Genomic DNA, 17,821 nt, shown 5'->3' with positions numbered 1-17,821 from the left:
GGGCGGAATCCGGAGGTTCCCATGGCCCACATCGTTGGCCTGATCGGCGGCATGAGCTGGGAAAGCTCGGCCCACTACTACCGGCTGATCAACGCGCAGGTGCGCGACACCTTGGGCGGCCTGCACTCGGGCCGGATCCTGCTGTGGTCGTTCGATTTCGCTGAGATCGAGGCGCTGCAGCATGCCGGCGACTGGGACACCGCCACCGAGCGGATGATCGATGCGGCCCAGCGCCTGCAGGGTGCGGGTGCGACGGCCATCGTGATCTGCACCAACACGATGCACCGCCTGGCCGACGCGGTGCAGGCGGCGATCGCGATTCCGCTGCTGCACATTGCCGATCCCACGGCAGCGGCGATCAAGGCCGCCGGGCTGCAACGGGTGGGGTTGCTGGGCACCGCGTTCACCATGGAGCAGGATTTCTACACGGGCCGGCTCACCCAGGCGCATGGCCTGCAGGTGCTGATTCCCGAGGCCGATGACCGCGCGGCGGTGCATCGGATCATCTATGACGAGCTGGTGCAGGGGCAGGTGCTGCCGGCGTCGCGCGAGACCTACCGGGCGGCGATGCAGCGACTGGTGGACCGCGGTGCACAGGGCATCATCCTGGGCTGTACGGAGATCATGCTGCTGGTCGGCGCGCAGGATGCAACGGTGCCGGTGTTCGATACGACGACGCTGCATGCGCAGGCAGCGGGGCGGCATCTGTTGGCCGAATGAGCCCCAAAAAAAACCCCGGCCGAAGCCGGGGAAACTGTCTTGCTGCGAGGGGTGTTGCGCTTGTCAGTCCTGATCCGCCGATCAGAACTTGAACACGTAGGACACGCCGTAGGCGAGCGGGTCGATATTGACGGTGCCGATCTTTTCGCCATCGAGCTTGACCTTGCTGTCGATGTCCATCCAGCGCACATCAACGCGCAGCGAGCCCTTGTCGTTGATCGCGAAATCCAGGCCCGCATGGGCGGCCAGGCCCCAGGAGTCTTCCATCTTCAGCTTGCTGCCGGCCAGCGCGCCGCCGGTCTTCTCGCTGAAGAAGGTGGTGTAGTTGATGCCGGCGCCCAGGAACGGGGACACCTTGCCCTTGCTGTTGAAGTGATACTGCAGCGACACCACCGGCGGCAGGTGCTTGGTGCTGCCCACGTTGCCCAGGCCGGCGATGTTGATGTCGTGCTTGAACGGCAGCGCGGCCAGCAGCTCGATGCCCAGGTTGTCGGCGATGAAGTACTCCCCGGTGATGGTCGGCTTGATGTCGTTGTCGACATCGACCTTCAGCGTGCCGCCGGCCAGCGAGCCGTTGTTGGACTTCGGGGCGACCTGGTGCACGCCGGCACCGATCGTCCAGTCACCCTTGGACTGGGCCATGGCGGGGGCGGCGGCCAGCGCCAGGGCGGCGGCCAGGCTGGAGAGCAGGAGGGGGGAGGTCTTGCGCATGAGACGGTCTCGTGGCGGGTGGGAATGGCGCCAGTTTTCCCGCCTGCGCCGCTGTGCGCCTTGATCCGGATCAATCCGGGTATTTACCGTTGTAACCGGTTCCCATTCGTCTTCCCCGGGCCGGGCCGGTTCCGGCCCTGCTAGAATGAACACCCCTTTCCATCGGCGCCGCACCGTCGCGGCTGCAGGAGCTTGTGAACATGGCAATCAAGGTTGGCATCAACGGTTTCGGTCGCATCGGGCGCAACGTGCTGCGCTCGGCCGTGCTGAACTTCGGCAATGACATCGAAATCGTCGCCATCAACGATCTGCTGGAGCCGGACTACCTGGCGTACATGCTGAAGTACGACTCCGTGCATGGCCGCTTCAAGGCCGACGTGGAAGTCTCCGGCAACGACCTGCTGGTCAACGGCAAGAAGATCCGCCTGACCCAGGAACGCGATCCGGCCAACCTGAAGTGGGACGAGGTCGGCGTGGACGTCGTCATCGAATCCACCGGCCTGTTCCTGACCAAGGAAACCGCGCAGAAGCACATCGACGCGGGCGCCAAGAAGGTGATCCTGTCGGCACCGTCGAAGGACGACACCCCGATGTTCGTGTTCGGCGTGAACGACAAGACCTACGCCGGCCAGGCGATCGTCTCCAACGCGTCGTGCACCACCAATTGCCTGGCCCCGCTGGCCAAGGTCATCAACGACAAGTGGGGCATCAAGCGTGGCCTGATGACCACCGTGCACGCCGCGACCGCCACCCAGAAGACCGTCGATGGCCCGTCCAACAAGGATTGGCGCGGTGGCCGTGGCATCCTGGAAAACATCATTCCGTCCTCCACCGGTGCGGCCAAGGCCGTCGGCGTGGTGATCCCGGAATTGAACAAGAAGCTGACCGGCATGAGCTTCCGCGTGCCGACCTCGGACGTGTCGGTGGTCGATCTGACCGTCGAGCTGGAAAAGGAAGCCACCTACGCCGAGATCTGCGCTGAAGTGAAGGCGCAGAGCGAAGGCGCGCTTAAGGGCATCCTGGGCTACACCGAAGACAAGGTCGTGGCGACCGATTTCCGCGGTGAAACCCACACCTCGGTGTTCGACGCCGATGCCGGCATCGCGCTGGACAGCACCTTCGTCAAGCTGGTGTCGTGGTACGACAACGAATGGGGCTACTCCAACAAGTGCCTGGAAATGGTCAAGGTCGTCGCGGCGTAAGCCAGCGCTGCCCCTGCGTCATTCCACAGACCCCGGCCCCGTGCCGGGGTCTGTCGTTTCAGGGGCGCCCGCCAGGCCTTGATCCCGCGTGTGCCGCCGATCCTTTAGCATGGCCCGCGTGCCCCGGCACTGCGCCTGCCGGGTGCAGCCGGGGCGACCTCTTGAGGATGGCCTGGAATGGAAGCTCTGATTGTCCTGCTGGTGCTGGTACTGCTGGCGATCCCGCTGCTGCTGATCGTGGCGCTGGTGATGATCGCCGGCCTGCGCCGCCGCGTGGCCGCGCTGGAGCAACGCGCGGCAGGTTCGGCCTGGGACGCCACGCCGGTGCCAGCCGAACCCGAACGGCCGCTGCGCTGGACGGATATCCAATCCGTCGACACCGTGGCCGCGCCGCTGGACGTCGGCATGCAGTCCGGGGTTAAACCGCCGGTCGAGACCGCGGATACCACGGCTGCACCCGCAGCGGCGGCCGCCATGCCGCCCCCGCTGCCGTCCTCGGCGTCGATTCCCCCCAGGCCCGCGCCGCCGGTGGTGCCGGTTGAACCGCAGGGCCCGGGTATCGGCGAGCGCATCGTCGGCACCCTCAAACAGTGGTTCACCGAAGGCAACGTGCCCGTCAAGATCGGCATGCTGGTGCTGCTGGCCGGTGTGGCCGCGCTGCTCAAGTACGCCAGCGACCAGGGCTGGTTGAACGCCCCGATCGAGCTGCGCCTGGCCGCCATCGCGCTGGCGGCGCTGGCCGGGCTGGTGTTCGGCTGGGTGCAGCGCGATACCCGGCGCCTGTTCGCGCTGGCGCTGCAGGGCGGGGCGATCGGCGTCCTGCTGCTGACCATCTTCGCCGCGTTCAAGCGCTACGACCTGATTCCCGCCGTGCCGGCGTTCGCGCTCAGCGTGCTGCTGATCGCCGGCATGGGCGTGCTGGCGGTGGTGCAGAACTCGCGCACGTTGGCCGTGCTCGGCATCCTGGCCGGCTTCATGGCGCCGATATGGCTGTCCACCGGCAGCGGCAACCATGTCGCGCTGTTCTCGTATTACGCGGTGCTCAATGCGGCGATCCTGGCGATTGCCTGGTGGCGACCGTGGCGCGCGCTGAACCTGCTCGGCTTTGCCTTCACCTTCGGCATCGGTACGGCCTGGGGCGTGCTCCAGTACAGCGCGGACAAGTTCGCCAGCACCGAGCCGTTCCTGCTGCTGTTCTTCGCCTTCTACCTGCTGATTCCGATCCTCTATGCGCGTCGGCAGAGCGCGGGCAAGCGGGACCTGATCGATGGCAGCCTGGTGTTCGGCACGCCGCTGATCGCGTTCTCACTGCAGGCCGGCCTGCTGCAGGACGACCGCCTGCTGCTGGCGTTGTGCTCGCTGGCACTGGCCGCGTTGTATGCGGGGCTGGCGTGGGTGCTGATCAAGCGCGAGCGCTATGCCGCGCTGGGCCAGTCGCATGCGGTGCTCGCAGTGGGCTTTGCCACGTTGGCGGTGCCGCTGGCGCTGTCCGCACGGGCCACCGCCAGCGTGTTCGCGCTGGAAGGGGCCGCCTTGGCCTGGCTGGGCCTGCGCCAGCAGCGCTGGCTGCCGCAGATCGCCGGTGCGCTGCTGACCCTGGGCGCCGCGTTCGGCTTCGTGGTCGGCGCGGACTACTGGCATCTCGATGCCACGGCCATCGCCAACCCGACCTTCATGAGCGGCCTGCTGCTGGCGCTGGCCGGTTTCGCCGCGGCCTTCAGCTATCGCCGTGCGCAGCGCGACGCACCGGCCATCGTCTACTACCTGTGGGGCCTGCTGTGGTGGCTGGGCAGTGGCACCCACGAGATCCTGCGCTTCGTCGCGCACCGCAGCGAACCGGATGCACTGCTGATCGCCGCGGCCGTCACCGGTTGGCTGGCCGCCGAGATGCATCGACGCTGGCCGGCACGCGCCCTGGTGCTCACCACGCTGGCGATGGTGCTGGCCGCGTTCCCGTTGGCGCTGTGGCAGGCGGACGTGCACGACCAACCGTTCGCCGGGTATGGCGCGCTGGCCTGGGCGGTGTTCGCGCTGCTGGGCGTGCGCAGCCTGTGGTGTCTGCGCGCGGGCGACGACCGCACGTCGCTGGCGGCGCAGTTCCTGTGGTGGTTGCTGTGGCCGTGCGTGGTGTCGCTGGCCTGCCTGTGGCTGGCCGACCGTTTCGCGCTGGCACAGGGGTGGGGCCTGGCCCTGATGCTGCTGCCGTGGCTGCTCGTCACCGCGGTGGCGCTGTTGCGCTGGCGCTGGCTGACGGTGCCGCTCGGCGAACGTTTCGATCCGATGCGTACGCCGCTGCAGGGCACGTTGTTCGCGGTGCTTGGCGTGAGCTGGGCGGGCCTGTTGCTGGCCCCGGCCGGCGCTGCACCGCTGCCGTGGCTGCCGCTGCTCAACCCCGTGGAACTGGCGCAGCTCGCTGTTCTGGTACTCGCCGCGCGCTGGCTGTGGTCCACGCAGGCGCCGGAGGGCCTGCGTGCGATGCGCATACCGGTGCTGGCGATTGCCGGCTTTGTCGCCCTGACCAGCATCACCCTGCACGCCGTGCATCACTGGGGCGGGGTGCCGTGGAACGAACACTTGTGGTCCTCGACCTTGGCCCAGACCAGCCTGACCGTGGTGTGGAGCGTGCTCGGCGTGATCAGCTGGGTGTGGGGCTCGCGCCGCGGGCAACGCGTGCTGTGGCTGGTCGGTGCGGTGTTGATGGGCGTGGTGCTGGCCAAGCTGGTGCTGATCGACCGCCAGCACCTGGGCAACCTGCTGGGCATTTCTTCTTTCATTGCTTACGGCCTGCTGTGCACGGTCGTGGGCTATCTGGCACCGGCGCCGCCGCGCGCGCCGGACCCCGCCGTGGAGCCGCAGTCTTGACGACCTTTCGCCCGCTGATCCTCCTCACCGCGCTGGCGCTTCCAGCGCTGGCCCAGGCCCAGGCCGCCGATGACCGCCAGGCCTATCGCCAGCAGTGGCCGCTGCAGCTCGCGCAGCCACAGGCCGGTGCCTACCGGCTGACGCTCGACGATGGCGTCTACCGCACCGCGGTGTCGCCACGCCTGGGCGATGTGCAGGTGTTCAATGCACAAGGTCAGGCACTGCCCTCGGCCCTGCTGGCGGCCGACCAGCCACTGGCGCAGGCCCCGCAATGGCAGACGCTGTCATGGTTCCCATTGCCGCCGATGGCCGGCACCTCTGGCGACGATCTGCAGCTGCTGACCGAGCGCAATACCGACGGCAGCGTGCGCCGGGTGGAAGCGCGGCTGGGGCGCGGTGGCGCGGCCGGGCAACCGGCCGGCTGGCTGATCGACGCCAGCGCGCTGAACACCGGCGTGCAGGCGCTGCGCCTGGACTGGCAGACACAGTCGCCACTGCAGGCGCGCGTGCGCGTGGAGATGAGCAACGATCTGCGCGATTGGCTGCGCATCGCCGACGACGTGCCGCTGGTGGATCTGCAGCACGAAGGTCGCCGGCTGCAGCAGCGCCGCATCGAGATCGCGCGCCAGGCCAAGTACTTCCGCATTCTGCCGATCGGCGCCGATGCCTTGCCGGCGCTGTCCACGGTGCAGGCCGAGCTGGCGCCGACCGCGCAGGCGATCGCGTGGCGCTGGCAGTCGCTGACCGGTACCGCTGGCAAGCCCGGTGAATTCGAGTATCAGCTGGACGGGCGCTTCCCGATCGCGCAGGCCGATATCGCCACCGCCGACAACAGCGTGGTGCAGTGGACGCTGTTGAGCCGCGACGATGCCGATCAGCCGTGGCAGGTGCGCGCCGGCCCGTGGGTGGCCTACCAGCTGCAGGACGCCGCCGACCGTCGCCAATCGCAGACCCAGCCGCTGACGCGCAGCACGCGCGACCGTTACTGGAAACTGATCGCGGGCCAGCCGCAGTCGATGCCGGCGCCAACGCTCAAGCTCGGTTACCAGCCCGAAACGCTGGTGTTCCTCAGCCAGGGCGAGCCGCCGTATGCGGTGGCCGCCGGCAGCGTGCGCGCCGAGCGCCAGGACGCGCCGGTCGCCACCGTGATCGCCCAACTGCGCGAACAGCATGGCGCGCAGTGGCAGCCGGCACAGGCCACCGTGCAGGGTGCACCGGAAGTGCTCGCCGGCGATGCCGCAGTGGCCCCGCAGCGCGACTGGAAACAGTGGCTGCTGTGGGCGCTGCTGGTGATCGGCGTGCTGATCGTCGGCGGGTTCGCGGTCAGCCTGCTGCGTCAGCCAAACCGGAACGGGTAGGTACCGACCGTTGGTCGGTACGGCATGTCCGCGTGCGACGACCAACGGTCGCCGCCTACCTCCGTCCCGGTCATGGATTTGCGATGCACCCGCGCAGCCGGGACAATGATCGTCTGCGCCGCACGGCGCCCTTCCTTCTTCAGAGCCAAAGAGTTGCTTATGTCCATCGTTCGCATGACCGACCTCGATCTCTCCGGCAAGCGCGTGCTGATCCGCCAGGATCTGAACGTGCCGATCGACAACGGCCAGATCACCTCCGAGCAGCGCATCACCGCCTCGCTGCCGACGCTGAAGCTGGCGCTGGAGAAGGGCGCCGCCGTGATGGTGACCTCGCACCTGGGACGTCCGAAGGAAGGCGTGTGGAGTGAAGCCGACTCGCTGGCCCCGGTGGCGCTGCGCCTGTCGCAGCTGCTGGGGGTCGAGGTGCCGCTGGTGCGTGATTGGGTCGATGGCGTGGACGTCGCGCCCGGTTCCATCGTGCTGCTGGAAAACTGCCGCATGAATGTCGGCGAAGGCAAGGACGATGAAGCGCTGGCGAAGAAGTACGCCGCGCTGTGCGATGTGTTCGTCATGGATGCCTTCGGCACCGCGCACCGCGCGCAGGCCTCCACCCACGGCGTGATCCGCTTCGCTCCGGTCGCCGCTGGCGGTCCGCTGCTGATGGCCGAACTGGACGCGCTGGCCAAGGCGCTGCTCGCGCCCGCCCAGCCGCTGCTGGCGATCGTGGCCGGCAGCAAGGTCAGCACCAAGCTCGAACTGCTCTCCAGCCTGGTCGGCAAGGTCGACCAGCTGATCGTCGGCGGTGGCATCGCCAACACCTTCATCGCGGCGGCCGGTTACTCGGTCGGCAAGTCGCTGTATGAGCCGGACCTGCTGGACACCGCGAAGAAGATCGTGGCCGATGCCAAGGCGCGTGGCGCGGACATCCCGCTGCCGACCGACGTGGTCGTGGCCAAGCAGTTCCTGCCGGACGCCGAAGCCACGGTGAAGGCTGTCGCCGACGTGGCCGAGGATGACCTGATCCTGGATATCGGCCCGGAGACGGCCCAGCACTACGCTGGCCTGATCGCCAAGGCCGGCACCGTGGTCTGGAACGGCCCGGTCGGCGTGTTCGAATTCGAAGCCTTCAGCCATGGCACCGAAGCGCTGGCCCGTGCCATCGCGGCCTCGCCGGCGTTCTCGATCGCCGGGGGCGGCGACACCCTGGCCGCGGTCGACAAGTACGACATCGCGGGCCAGGTGAGCTACATCTCCACCGGTGGCGGCGCGTTCCTGGAGTTCCTGGAAGGCAAGACCCTGCCGGCCGTCGCCGCGCTGGAGGCCCGCGGCTCGTGAGCCGCGATGTGCTGTTCTTCGATCTCGACGGCACGCTGATCGATTCGGCCGTCGGGATCACCGGGTGCGTGGCGCATGCGCTCACGCAGATGGGCCAACCGGTCCCGCCGCAGGCCGAGCTGCGGCGCTGGATCGGGCCGTCGCTGCGCACCAGTTTCGCGCCGTTGTTCAACGATCCAGCCGACGTCGAACAGGCGGTGACGTATTACCGCGAGCGCTTCGACGTGATCGGCTGGCGCGAGCATGAGGTCTACCCGCGGATCGGCCAGGTCGTGCAGACCTTGAAGGATCGCGGCCATCGGCTGGCGATCGTCACCGCCAAGAACGAGCCGCACGCGCGTCGCATCGTCGAGCACCTGCCGTTCGGCGACTGCTTCGAGGACGTGATCGGGGCCACCCCGGATGGCAGCCGCAGCGAGAAGCCGCAGCTGGTGGCCGAGGCCCTGCGCCGGCTGTCGCTGACCCCGGCGCAGTGCTGGATGATCGGCGACCGGCGCATGGATATCGAAGGGGCGCGTCATCACGGACTGCGCAATATCGGCGTGTTGTGGGGCTTCGGCGGTGCCGAAGAGCTCACGGCGGCCGGGGCGGCGCACCTCGCGCAGGCACCGGACGACCTGCTCACCCTGATCGATTGAGGGGCGCGGCGGCGATCCGTACGCCGCCGCATGTCCTGCGCAAAGCCCCGCCGCGATTGGCGCTGGCCGCCGGGCGGTCAAACGACTGTCCGCGCGGTCGTCTCGGGCTGTCTGCAGGACAACGGCGAAACCCAAGCGTGCCAGCGGTGTAATCGTATTCATGGGACGTGATGGGTGTGCTAATTTCACTCCTTTAACGGGAGCCCATTAACCATGATTGAGCGTCAGCGTCGCACCAAGATCCTTGCCACCCTCGGACCGGCGACCGACCCGCCGGGCGTGCTGGAGGATCTCTTCCGCGCCGGCGTGAACGTGGTTCGCCTCAACTTCAGTCACGGTGACCCCTCTGGCCAGGCCAAGCGCGCTGCCGATGTGCGCGCCGCCGCCGCCCGCGTGGGCGTGGAAGTGGGCATCCTGGCCGATCTGCCGGGCCCGAAGATCCGTATCGAGCGTTTCGCCGAAGGCAAGATCAAGCTCAAGGCGGGCGACCGCTTCGACCTGGTCGCCTCGGCCACCCCGCCGCCGGGGGACACCACCCAGGTCGGCGTGAGCTACCTCGGTCTGCCGCAGGACGTGGTGGCCGGTGACGTGCTGCTGCTCGACGATGGCCTGATGCAGCTGCAGGTGATCGAAGTGCAGGGCGAGCGCATCATCAACACGGTGCTCAACGATGGCGTGCTGTCCGACCGCAAGGGCCTGAACAAGCAGGGCGGTGGCCTGTCGCTGGGCGCGCTGACCGAGCGCGACAAAGAACTGATCGGCATCGTGGCCAAGATCGGCGTGGATTTCATCGCCGTCTCCTTCTGCCGCAACGCGCAGGACATGAACGACGCGCGCGAGATCGCCGAGTCGCACGGCTGCTACGCCGCGCTGGTCTCCAAGATCGAGCGCACCGAAGCGATCGAGAACCTCGAAGAGATCGTCGACGCCAGTGACGTGGTCATGGTCGCGCGTGGCGATCTGGGCGTGGAAATCGGCGATGCCGAACTGCCGGGCCTGCAGAAGAAGATCATCAAGGCCTCGCTGGCGCAGAACAAGGTGGTGATCACCGCCACCCAGATGCTGCAGTCGATGGTCGAAAGCCCGATCCCGACCCGCGCCGAAGTGCTGGACGTGGCCAACTCGGTCATCGACGGTACCGATGCGGTGATGCTCTCGGCCGAAACCGCCGCTGGCATGTACCCGGTCAAGGCGGTCGAAGCGATGGCGCGTATCTGCCTCGGTGCCGAACGCCAGTTCCAGACCGAGACCGACTTCGGCGCCTCGCCGCGCAACCTGGAACGTGCCGACCAGGCGATCGCCATGGCCACCATGTTCCTGTCCCAGCACGTGGGCGTGCGCGCGATCGTGGCGATGACCGAATCCGGTGGCACCGCGCGTTACCTGTCGCGCTTCCGTGCCTCGGCACCGGTGTTCGCGGTGACCCGCCATGACGGCGCCCGCCGCCAGATGGCGCTGATGCGCGATGTGTTCCCGATCAACTTCGACAGCCGCGGCCTGACCCCACGCGAAGCCGCGCGCGGCAGCATCCGCCTGCTGTTCGAAGCGAACCAGCTGCAGAGCGGCGACCGCGTCGTCTTCACCAGCGGTGAGCACATGGAAACCCATGGCGCCACCAACACGCTGCGCCTGCTGGAAGTGGGCGAAGACGGCCGTGCGAGCGGCCTGGGCGAACTCTAACCGACCCACCCCGCAAGACCCGGACCCGCGTGGCCTCACGGCCGCGCGGGTTCGTCGTTTCAGATGGAATCGTTTCCAGATTCCGTGGACGGTCAGTTCACGGGAGGCGGGGTCTATAATTGGGGTTTTCCCGCACCCGCCACAGGAAGTACATGAGCATCGAACAGCTGGCTGAAACCGCACAGGCCATGGTCGCCCCGGGCAAGGGCATCATCGCGATCGACGAATCCACCGGCACCATCGGCAAGCGCTTCGCCAGCGTGGGCCTGGAGAACACCGAGGAGAACCGTCGCGCCTACCGCGAACTGCTGCTCACCACGCCCAAGCTGAACGAGCACATCTCCGGCGCGATCCTGTACGACGAGACCATCCGTCAGTCCACCAAGGATGGCGTCCCGTTCGCCAAGTACATGGCGGCCCAGGGCATCATCCCGGGCATCAAGGTCGACAAGGGCGCCCATGCCCTGGCCGGCTGCCCGGGCGAGCTGGTCACCGAAGGCCTGGATGGCCTGCGCGAGCGCCTGCAGGAGTACTACAAGCTGGGTGCGCGCTTCGCCAAGTGGCGTGCAGTCATCAACATCGGTGAAAGCATCCCGTCGGGCACCTGCATCGAGTCCAACGCCCACGCGCTGGCCCGTTATGCGGCGCTGTGCCAGGAATGCGGCCTGGTGCCGATGGTCGAGCCGGAAGTGATCATGGACGGCGACCACGACATCGAGACCTGCTACGAAGTCACCGAAGCCACCCTGCGTTCGCTGTTCGACGCGCTGTACCAGCAGAACGTGCTGCTGGAAGGCACCATCCTGAAGGCCTCGATGGTCATCTCCGGCAAGGGCTGCGAAGAGCAGGCCGACGTCGAGGAAGTGGCCGAGTCGACCGTGATGTGCCTCAAGAGCACCGTGCCGGCGATCCTGCCGGGCGTGGTGTTCCTGTCCGGTGGCCAGAGCGATGAGCAGTCCACCGCGCATCTGAATGCCATGAACCAGATGGGCAACCTGCCGTGGCCGCTGAGCTTCTCCTACGGCCGCGCCATGCAGCAGGCTGCGTTGAAGCTGTGGGCCAAGGACACCAAGGCGAACGTTGCCAAGGCGCAGCAGACGATCTTCGATCGCGCCAAGGAAAACGGCCAGGCTGCCCTGGGCAAGTGGAACGGCTGATTCACGCCTGACCAGCCTCAACGAAAACGCCGGCCTTGTGCCGGCGTTTTTGTTTGCGCGGTGGTTTGCTCAGTGCGCCGCCGCCGGCGGCAACCCGAGCGCCAGCGGCGCGAAGATCGCCGAGGTTGACGGCTCGACCGGCTGCCCCAGCGCGGCCAGCGCCGACTGGTAGGCCTTGTACGTCGCCGCGTTGTACGCCACCAGGATGATCCGGCGCGGCTGGCGATGCGAGCGCTGCCACGTCAGGGTCTCGGTGGCGGCGATGTGCGCGGCCTGGTGCAGCGGATAGCCGAACACGCCGCAGCTGATCGCCGGGAAGGCGATCGATTCCAGATCCAGTTTTTCGGCCAGTTGCAGCGATTTCCAGTAGCAGTTGGCCAGCAGCGCCGGCTCGTCGCGCAGACCGTCCTGCCAGACCGGGCCGACGGTGTGGAACACATGCTTCGCCGGCAGCTCGAACGCTGGCGTCTCGCGCACTTCGCCGGTCGGGCAGCGCATGCCCGGGCGGATCTCCGGCAGGGCGCTACAGGCCTCCAGCAGCTGAGGGCCGGCCGCACGATGGATCGCGCCGTCCACGCCACCACCGCCGAGCAGGGATTCGTTGGCCGCATTGACGATCGCATCCACCGCCAGGGTCGTGATGTCGCCCTGCCACACTTCGATCTTCATGCGTACCGCTCCTTACTGACTGTTACCGGGTCCATACAACGGAATGACGTGCCTGACCTGCACGTTACCCGGCAGGACATCTAGGCTGCGTCATCGTCGTCTCAGGCAGTGCGACCCGCCCGAGCGCTGGCTGACCTTCACACGATGCCGCCGGATCGCTTCACCGCAGATGAAGCGCCCCATGCAAAACGCCCGCCGATGTGGGCGGGCGCTTCGTTCCTACGGACCAACGGGCAGATCAGGGCAGACCGGCCAGCCAGTCGTCGTCGGAGCCTTCGTTGATATCGGCAAACAGCGGGGTGGAGAAGTAGCGCTCGCCGGTGTCGGGCAGCATCGCCAGGATCACCGCGCCGGGTGCGGCCTTGGCGGCGATGTCCAGCGCGCTGGCGACCGTGGCACCGGCCGAGATGCCGACGAAGATGCCTTCCTCGGCCGCCAGCCGGCGCGAGGTCTCGATCGCGCGGGCGTCGTCGATGGTCAGCAGTTCATCGTAGACACCGCGGTTGAGGACCTCCGGCACGAAGTCCGGGGTCCAGCCCTGGATCTTGTGCGGCTTCCACTCATCGCCTTTGAGCAGGGCGGCGCCTTCCGGCTCGGTGGCAACGATGCGCGTCTCCGGGCGGGCCACCTTGAGCACCTCGCCGACGCCGGTCAGGGTGCCGCCGGTGCCCCAGCCCGTGACGAAGTAGTCCAGCCGCTTGCCGGCGAAGTCGCGCAGGATTTCCGGTGCGGTGGTGTTGCGGTGATACGCAGGATTGGCCGGGTTCGCGAACTGGCTGGCCAGGAACCAGCCATGTTCCTCGGCCAGTTCCTTCGCCCGGCGCACCATGCCCGAGCCGCGCTCGGCGGCCGGGGTCAGGATCACCTTGGCGCCATAGGCGCGCATGAGCTTGCGGCGCTCGATCGAGAAGGTCTCCACCATCGTGGCCACGAACTTGTAGCCGCGCGCGGCGGCCACCATCGCCAGCGCCACGCCGGTGTTGCCCGAGGTCGCTTCCACGATGGTATCGCCGGGCTTGAGCAGGCCCTTGGCTTCGGCGTCGAGAATGATCGCCAGCGCCAGTCGGTCCTTGACCGAGCCGCCGGGGTTGAACGACTCGACCTTGGCATACAGGGTGACGTGCTCGGGGGCGAGACGGTGCAGGCGCACCACCGGGGTGTTGCCGATGGTGTCCAGGATGGAGTCGTACAGGGCCATGGGGATGCTCCGGAGAAGTCGTTGCCGCCCGGGGGCCGTGCGGCAGGGGGAAAGGGTCGGGCCGGTGGCGGCGCAAGGCGCCCGCGCGCGGCCGGGCCGGGGTCGGTCAGACCGTACCGCTGGCATATGACCGCGCGAAATGACCTGATTACCTTCTTAAACAACGTTTGGTTATAAGCTGGTGACGGCATTTGCCCTACAGTCGGATGGCCCCCTCTCCATGCGCCGTATCGCCCGCCCATGACGCTGACCCAACTTCGCTACCTGGTCGCCATCGCCGACGCCGAGCTGAACATCACGCTGGCGGCGTCCCGTGTGCACGCCACCCAGCCCGGCCTGTCCAAGCAGCTCAAGCAGCTGGAGGATGAACTCGGCTTTCTCCTGTTCGTGCGTAAGGGTCGCAGCCTGGAAGCGGTGACCCCGGCCGGCGTGGAAGTGATCGGCCGCGCCCGCGCCGTGCTTGGCGAGGCCAACAACATCCGCACGTATGCCGCCAACCAGCGCCGTGAAAGCCAGGGCCAGCTGGTGCTCACCACCACCCATACCCAGGCGCGCTTCGTGCTGCCGCCGGCGGTGGCGCGGATCAAGCAGGCCTACCCGCAGGTCAGCGTGCATCTGCAGCAGGCTGCTGAAAGCGACGCGCTGGACCTGCTCAGCCAGGGCGACGCGGACATCGCCATCATCAGCACCGCCGGCGGTGAACCCACTGCCGGCCTGGCCATTCCGCTGTACCGCTGGCGTCGGCTGGTGCTGGTGCCGCGCGGGCACGCGCTGGACCGCCCGGGCGCCGCGCCGGACCTGCAGGCGCTCGCCAGCCACCCGCTGATCAGCTACGAATCCTCCACCCGCGGCAGCTCCTCGCTGCAGCGCGCCTTCGCCAGCGCCGGGCTGACCCCGGACATCGCCTTGACCGCCCTCGATGCGGACCTGATCAAGACGTATGTGCGCACCGGCCTGGGCGTGGGCCTGCTGGCCGAAATGGCGGTCAACGCCAGCGATGAAGACCTGCGGTCCTGGCCGGCCCCGACGCCGATCGACGAGTGCATCGCCTGGGCGGTGCTGCCGCGTGACCGCGTGCTGCGCGATTACGCGCTGGAGCTGGTGCACGTGCTCGCCCCGCAGATCGATACCCGCGACCTGCGCCGGGTGATCGACGGCAACCAGGAAGCCAACTGGCCGCTGCCGCCGACGTGGGAATCGCTGACGCAGACCATCACCGTCTAGCGACGGTGATGGCTGCCCGCGCATTCCCCCTCTACCCCGCGCCGTTGGCGCGCCCCCTTCAACAGAAGGGGGCTTTTCTCCAGAGCGGTTGAGGGGGTCGGTGGGCGCTTCGAAAGGGCCGCTGCGACGGTTGGTCGCAGGGCTTCGGGTCGGCCGGCCAACGCTCGGGCGCTACCATGACAGGGTGAACGTCCGCCGTCGCCCGTATGCCGTCTTTCTGCAGCTTGCCTTCGTGGCGACGTTGCTGATGGCGCTGGCGCCGCTGGTCAGCCGCTGGCAACAGGCGCATGCCGAGGCGCCGGTGATGCTGATGCCGACCGGCATGACCCACGCGATGCCCGTGCCGCCCGATGCCCACGCCGGGCACGACATGCAGCACGACATCGCGCAGCGCGACGTGCACCACCACGGCATGCAGCAGCACGACATGGCGCACCATGACATGGCGATGCAGCCCATGCCGATGCACGCCCTGCCAAGCGCCCACGACACCCCCGCATCGTCGCCACCGATGAGCGAGCATGCCGGGCATGGCGATGCCTGCGAGTACTGCATGATGGCCTCGCGGCTGATGCCGTGGCTGGCGGTACTGATCCTGCTGCTGCCGGCGATGCCGGTCATTGCCCCGCGGGTGCTGCGCGCGGTGCCCACGCCCCGCAGCCTGCGCTGGCCGGCCCACGCCGCACGCGGCCCCCCCGCGCTCTCCTGAGACCACCGCCCTTTCTGCCCGTGTCGCCGTGATGGCGGCGCGTGCCTGCGTGCTTTTCTGGAGTTCCACCATGACTGTTTCTTCCCGCAGCGCGGGCGCACTGACGCGCCTGTCTGTTTCCCTGTCGCTGGCCCTGGTCGCGCTGCCGCTGCATGCCGCCAACGACGACGCCCGTACGCTCGATACGCTGGTGGTCACCGCCACCGCGCCCTCCTCGCCGCTGCACTGGGTCACCGATCCGCGCCTGCCGCGGCAGCCGGTGCCGGCCAGCGATGGCGCTGACTATCTGAAGACGGTTCCCGGCTTCTCGGCGATCCGCAACGGCGGCACCAACGGCGATCCGGTGCTGCGTGGCATGTTCGGTTCGCGCCTGAACATCGTCAGCAACGAAGGCAATCTGATCGGTGCCTGCCCCTCGCGCATGGACAACCCGCTGTCCTACATCGCCCCGGAAACCTTCGATCGGCTGACCATCATCAAGGGGCCGCAGAGCGTGCGCTGGGGTGCCGGTGCCTCGGCCGGCACGGTGCGCTTCGAGCGCGATACCCCGCGTTTCGATCAGCCGGGCGTGGATATCAACGCCAGCGCGCTGGTCGGCTCGCGCAACCGCAACGACCAGGTGCTGGATCTCACCGCCGGCGCTTCGCCGGGCTATGTGCGGGTCAACGGCAACCGCTCCGAATCGGAGGACTACAAGGACGGCAACGGGGATGTAGTGCCCTCCAGGTGGCGCAAGTGGAACAGCGATGTCGCCGTCGGCTGGACGCCCGATGCCGATACCGTGCTGGAGCTGTCGGCCGGCACCGGCGATGCGATCGCGCGCTACGCCGGTCGCGGCATGGATGGCGCCTCGTTCAGGCGCACCAGCTACGCTGCGCGCTTCGAAAAGGACAATCTGCCGGGTGCATGGGACCGGCTGCAGGCGAACCTGTACTACAACGACGCCGACCACGTGATGGACAACTACACGCTGCGCACGCCGAACCCGGCCAGCAGCATGCCGATGCCGATGGGCTCCAATGTCGACCGTCGCACCACCGGGGGCCGCATCGCATCGGAATGGCGCTGGCAGGACATCGCCATCGTGGCCGGCGTGGACGCGCAGGACAGCCGTCACCGCAGCCGCAATGCCATGGGGCGCAACACGTACCGGGAGCAGCCGTGGCGCACCGATGCGCGCTTCGGGAATCTGGGGGCGTTCACGGAGATCACCCTGGGCGAGGGCACTGCCCAGCGCTGGGTGGGTGGCCTGCGCATGGACCGTGCCGAGGTGAAGGACGAGCGCGCCACCAGCGGCATGATGGCGATGCCGAATCCGACTGCCGGGCAGACCCGGCGCGAGAATCTCGGCAGCGGTTTTGTCCGGTTCGAGCGCGATATCGCCCCCGCACTGACCTGGTACGCCGGTATCGGTCATAGCGAGCGCATGCCCGACTACTGGGAACTGTTCTCGCCGACGCTCGGCCCGGCCGGCGCGGTCAACGCCTTCACCGGTGTGCAGCCGGAAAAAACCACCCAGCTCGATCTGGGTCTGCAGTACCGCACTGATCGCCTCAACGCCTGGGTCTCGGCGTATGCCGGGCGCATCCAGGACTACATCCTGTTCACCTACCGCGACGGCGGCATGATGGGCAGCACCAGCCAGGCCAGCAATGTCGATGCGCGCATTGCCGGCGCCGAGGCGGGCGTGGAGTGGCAGCTGGCGCAGCAGTGGAAACTCGGCGGCACGCTGGCCTATGCCTGGGGCGAGAACCGCAGTGATGGCCGCGCGCTGCCGCAGATGCCGCCGCTGGAAGCCCGGCTCAGCACCGTATGGGAACGCGAGCGCTGGACCGTGGGGGCGCTGGCACGCGCGGTCTCGCGTCAGGGCCGGGTCGCGGCGGGGCAGGGCAACGTGGTCGCCCGCGATCTCGGCCCCAGCGCCGGCTTCGCCACCCTGGCCGTGAATGCCAGCTACCGGGTCAACGAGGCGCTCCTGGTCAGTGCAGGCGTGGACAACCTGTTCGACCGCGCCTACAGCGAGCATCTGAACCTGGCCGGCAGCGCCGATTTCGGCTTCCCGGCCGATCCGGTGCGTATCAACGAACCCGGCCGCACCGCCTGGCTGAAAGTGAATTATCGGTACTGAGCACGTTGGCCGGGCGGGGGACATCTCGCCCGCCCGGCGCCCGCTGCCGCCGGGGCCGACACCCCGGCGCGTGCCGCGCACTTCGACATGCGTCGATACATGGCGATACATCCTGCGCAGGCCCCAGCACGGAAAGGCCTTCGCCCGTCACCGGCAGATGTGAAGAGGCCAGTAAACGCTTGGCACATATGCCCCGGCTCGACCCCTCTATACACTCGGCGGTCGAGAAA

The 17,821-nt window shown here is 68.0% G+C and carries 14 protein-coding genes; 11 read left to right on the top strand and 3 right to left on the bottom strand.

Going from position 1 to position 17,821, the window contains the following annotated elements:
- Window positions 1-21: 21 nt before the first annotated feature.
- Window positions 22-720 carry an aspartate/glutamate racemase family protein gene (locus ABE422_RS08895; RefSeq protein WP_346482831.1) on the top strand — a complete coding sequence of 233 codons (699 nt, stop codon included), beginning with the start codon at window positions 22-24 and terminating at the stop codon, window positions 718-720.
- 81 nt (window positions 721-801) lie between these two features.
- On the opposite strand, the gene ABE422_RS08890 is transcribed toward ABE422_RS08895, so the two are convergent.
- The gene (locus tag ABE422_RS08890; protein ID WP_265309077.1) at window positions 802-1,431 is read right to left on the bottom strand and encodes an OmpW family outer membrane protein; all 630 of its coding nucleotides are present in this window, start codon (window positions 1,429-1,431) and stop codon (window positions 802-804) included.
- Between the two features lie 200 nt (window positions 1,432-1,631).
- On the opposite strand from ABE422_RS08890, the gene gap reads away from it, so the two are divergent.
- From gap to ABE422_RS08855, 7 genes are all read left to right on the top strand, one after another.
- Entirely contained in the window at window positions 1,632-2,633 is a 1,002-nt protein-coding gene (gene gap, locus ABE422_RS08885) for a type I glyceraldehyde-3-phosphate dehydrogenase (protein WP_121039371.1), read from the top strand.
- Between the two features lie 177 nt (window positions 2,634-2,810).
- Window positions 2,811-5,495 (top strand): DUF2339 domain-containing protein, encoded by a 2,685-nt coding sequence (locus tag ABE422_RS08880; protein WP_346482830.1) that lies wholly within the window; start codon window positions 2,811-2,813, stop codon window positions 5,493-5,495.
- Window positions 5,492-6,853, top strand: a complete 1,362-nt coding sequence (locus ABE422_RS08875; protein ID WP_346482829.1) for a DUF3999 domain-containing protein — start codon at window positions 5,492-5,494, stop codon at window positions 6,851-6,853. Before ABE422_RS08880 ends, ABE422_RS08875 begins: the two co-directional genes overlap by 4 nt.
- 159 nt (window positions 6,854-7,012) lie before the next feature.
- Window positions 7,013-8,188 (top strand): phosphoglycerate kinase, encoded by a 1,176-nt coding sequence (locus ABE422_RS08870; protein ID WP_313210031.1) that lies wholly within the window; start codon window positions 7,013-7,015, stop codon window positions 8,186-8,188.
- The gene (locus tag ABE422_RS08865; RefSeq protein ID WP_313210033.1) at window positions 8,185-8,826 is read left to right on the top strand and encodes an HAD-IA family hydrolase; all 642 of its coding nucleotides are present in this window, start codon (window positions 8,185-8,187) and stop codon (window positions 8,824-8,826) included. The genes ABE422_RS08870 and ABE422_RS08865 overlap by 4 nt, the downstream gene beginning before the upstream one ends.
- Before the next feature lie 213 nt (window positions 8,827-9,039).
- The gene (pyk, locus tag ABE422_RS08860; protein ID WP_123730337.1) at window positions 9,040-10,506 is read left to right on the top strand and encodes a pyruvate kinase; all 1,467 of its coding nucleotides are present in this window, start codon (window positions 9,040-9,042) and stop codon (window positions 10,504-10,506) included.
- A gap of 152 nt (window positions 10,507-10,658) precedes the next feature.
- Window positions 10,659-11,663: a class I fructose-bisphosphate aldolase gene (locus ABE422_RS08855; protein WP_121039354.1), complete on the top strand. Its 1,005-nt coding sequence runs from the start codon at window positions 10,659-10,661 to the stop codon at window positions 11,661-11,663.
- Window positions 11,664-11,732: 69 nt separating this feature from the next.
- Here the strand turns inward: ABE422_RS08855 and ABE422_RS08850 are convergent, their stop codons facing one another.
- Together ABE422_RS08850 and cysK are read right to left on the bottom strand one after the other, a co-directional pair.
- Window positions 11,733-12,332 (bottom strand): O-acetyl-ADP-ribose deacetylase, encoded by a 600-nt coding sequence (locus ABE422_RS08850; RefSeq protein WP_346482828.1) that lies wholly within the window; start codon window positions 12,330-12,332, stop codon window positions 11,733-11,735.
- Between the two features lie 238 nt (window positions 12,333-12,570).
- Window positions 12,571-13,530 carry a cysteine synthase A gene (gene cysK, locus ABE422_RS08845; protein WP_121039348.1) on the bottom strand — a complete coding sequence of 320 codons (960 nt, stop codon included), beginning with the start codon at window positions 13,528-13,530 and terminating at the stop codon, window positions 12,571-12,573.
- A gap of 240 nt (window positions 13,531-13,770) precedes the next feature.
- Here cysK and ABE422_RS08840 point away from each other — a divergent pair, with 240 nt between their 5' ends.
- From ABE422_RS08840 to ABE422_RS08830, 3 genes are all read left to right on the top strand, one after another.
- Window positions 13,771-14,754: a LysR family transcriptional regulator gene (locus ABE422_RS08840; protein ID WP_313219690.1), complete on the top strand. Its 984-nt coding sequence runs from the start codon at window positions 13,771-13,773 to the stop codon at window positions 14,752-14,754.
- A gap of 184 nt (window positions 14,755-14,938) precedes the next feature.
- Complete coding sequence (locus tag ABE422_RS08835; protein WP_346482827.1) at window positions 14,939-15,463, top strand: hypothetical protein; 525 nt, start codon at window positions 14,939-14,941, stop codon at window positions 15,461-15,463.
- A gap of 70 nt (window positions 15,464-15,533) precedes the next feature.
- Complete coding sequence (locus ABE422_RS08830) at window positions 15,534-17,591, top strand: TonB-dependent copper receptor (protein ID WP_346482826.1); 2,058 nt, start codon at window positions 15,534-15,536, stop codon at window positions 17,589-17,591.
- The last annotated feature ends 230 nt before the right edge of the window (window positions 17,592-17,821 follow it).

The organism is Stenotrophomonas sp. TWI1151 (assembly GCF_039673135.1).
GTDB lineage: Bacteria > Pseudomonadota > Gammaproteobacteria > Xanthomonadales > Xanthomonadaceae > Stenotrophomonas.
This window is presented reverse-complemented; position numbering and strand designations above follow the sequence as displayed.

Excerpts from the sequence above, each read along its gene's own strand:
- ABE422_RS08895 (WP_346482831.1), top strand. The coding sequence starts at position 22 with ATGGCCCACATCGTTGGCCTGATCGGCGGCATGAGCTGGGAAAGCTCG.
- ABE422_RS08890 (WP_265309077.1), bottom strand. The coding sequence starts at position 1,431 with ATGCGCAAGACCTCCCCCCTCCTGCTCTCCAGCCTGGCCGCCGCCCTG.
- gap (WP_121039371.1), top strand. The coding sequence starts at position 1,632 with ATGGCAATCAAGGTTGGCATCAACGGTTTCGGTCGCATCGGGCGCAAC.
- ABE422_RS08880 (WP_346482830.1), top strand. The coding sequence starts at position 2,811 with ATGGAAGCTCTGATTGTCCTGCTGGTGCTGGTACTGCTGGCGATCCCG.
- ABE422_RS08870 (WP_313210031.1), top strand. The coding sequence starts at position 7,013 with ATGTCCATCGTTCGCATGACCGACCTCGATCTCTCCGGCAAGCGCGTG.
- pyk (WP_123730337.1), top strand. The coding sequence starts at position 9,040 with ATGATTGAGCGTCAGCGTCGCACCAAGATCCTTGCCACCCTCGGACCG.
- ABE422_RS08855 (WP_121039354.1), top strand. The coding sequence starts at position 10,659 with ATGAGCATCGAACAGCTGGCTGAAACCGCACAGGCCATGGTCGCCCCG.
- ABE422_RS08850 (WP_346482828.1), bottom strand. The coding sequence starts at position 12,332 with ATGAAGATCGAAGTGTGGCAGGGCGACATCACGACCCTGGCGGTGGAT.
- cysK (WP_121039348.1), bottom strand. The coding sequence starts at position 13,530 with ATGGCCCTGTACGACTCCATCCTGGACACCATCGGCAACACCCCGGTG.
- ABE422_RS08840 (WP_313219690.1), top strand. The coding sequence starts at position 13,771 with ATGACGCTGACCCAACTTCGCTACCTGGTCGCCATCGCCGACGCCGAG.
- ABE422_RS08830 (WP_346482826.1), top strand. The coding sequence starts at position 15,534 with ATGACTGTTTCTTCCCGCAGCGCGGGCGCACTGACGCGCCTGTCTGTT.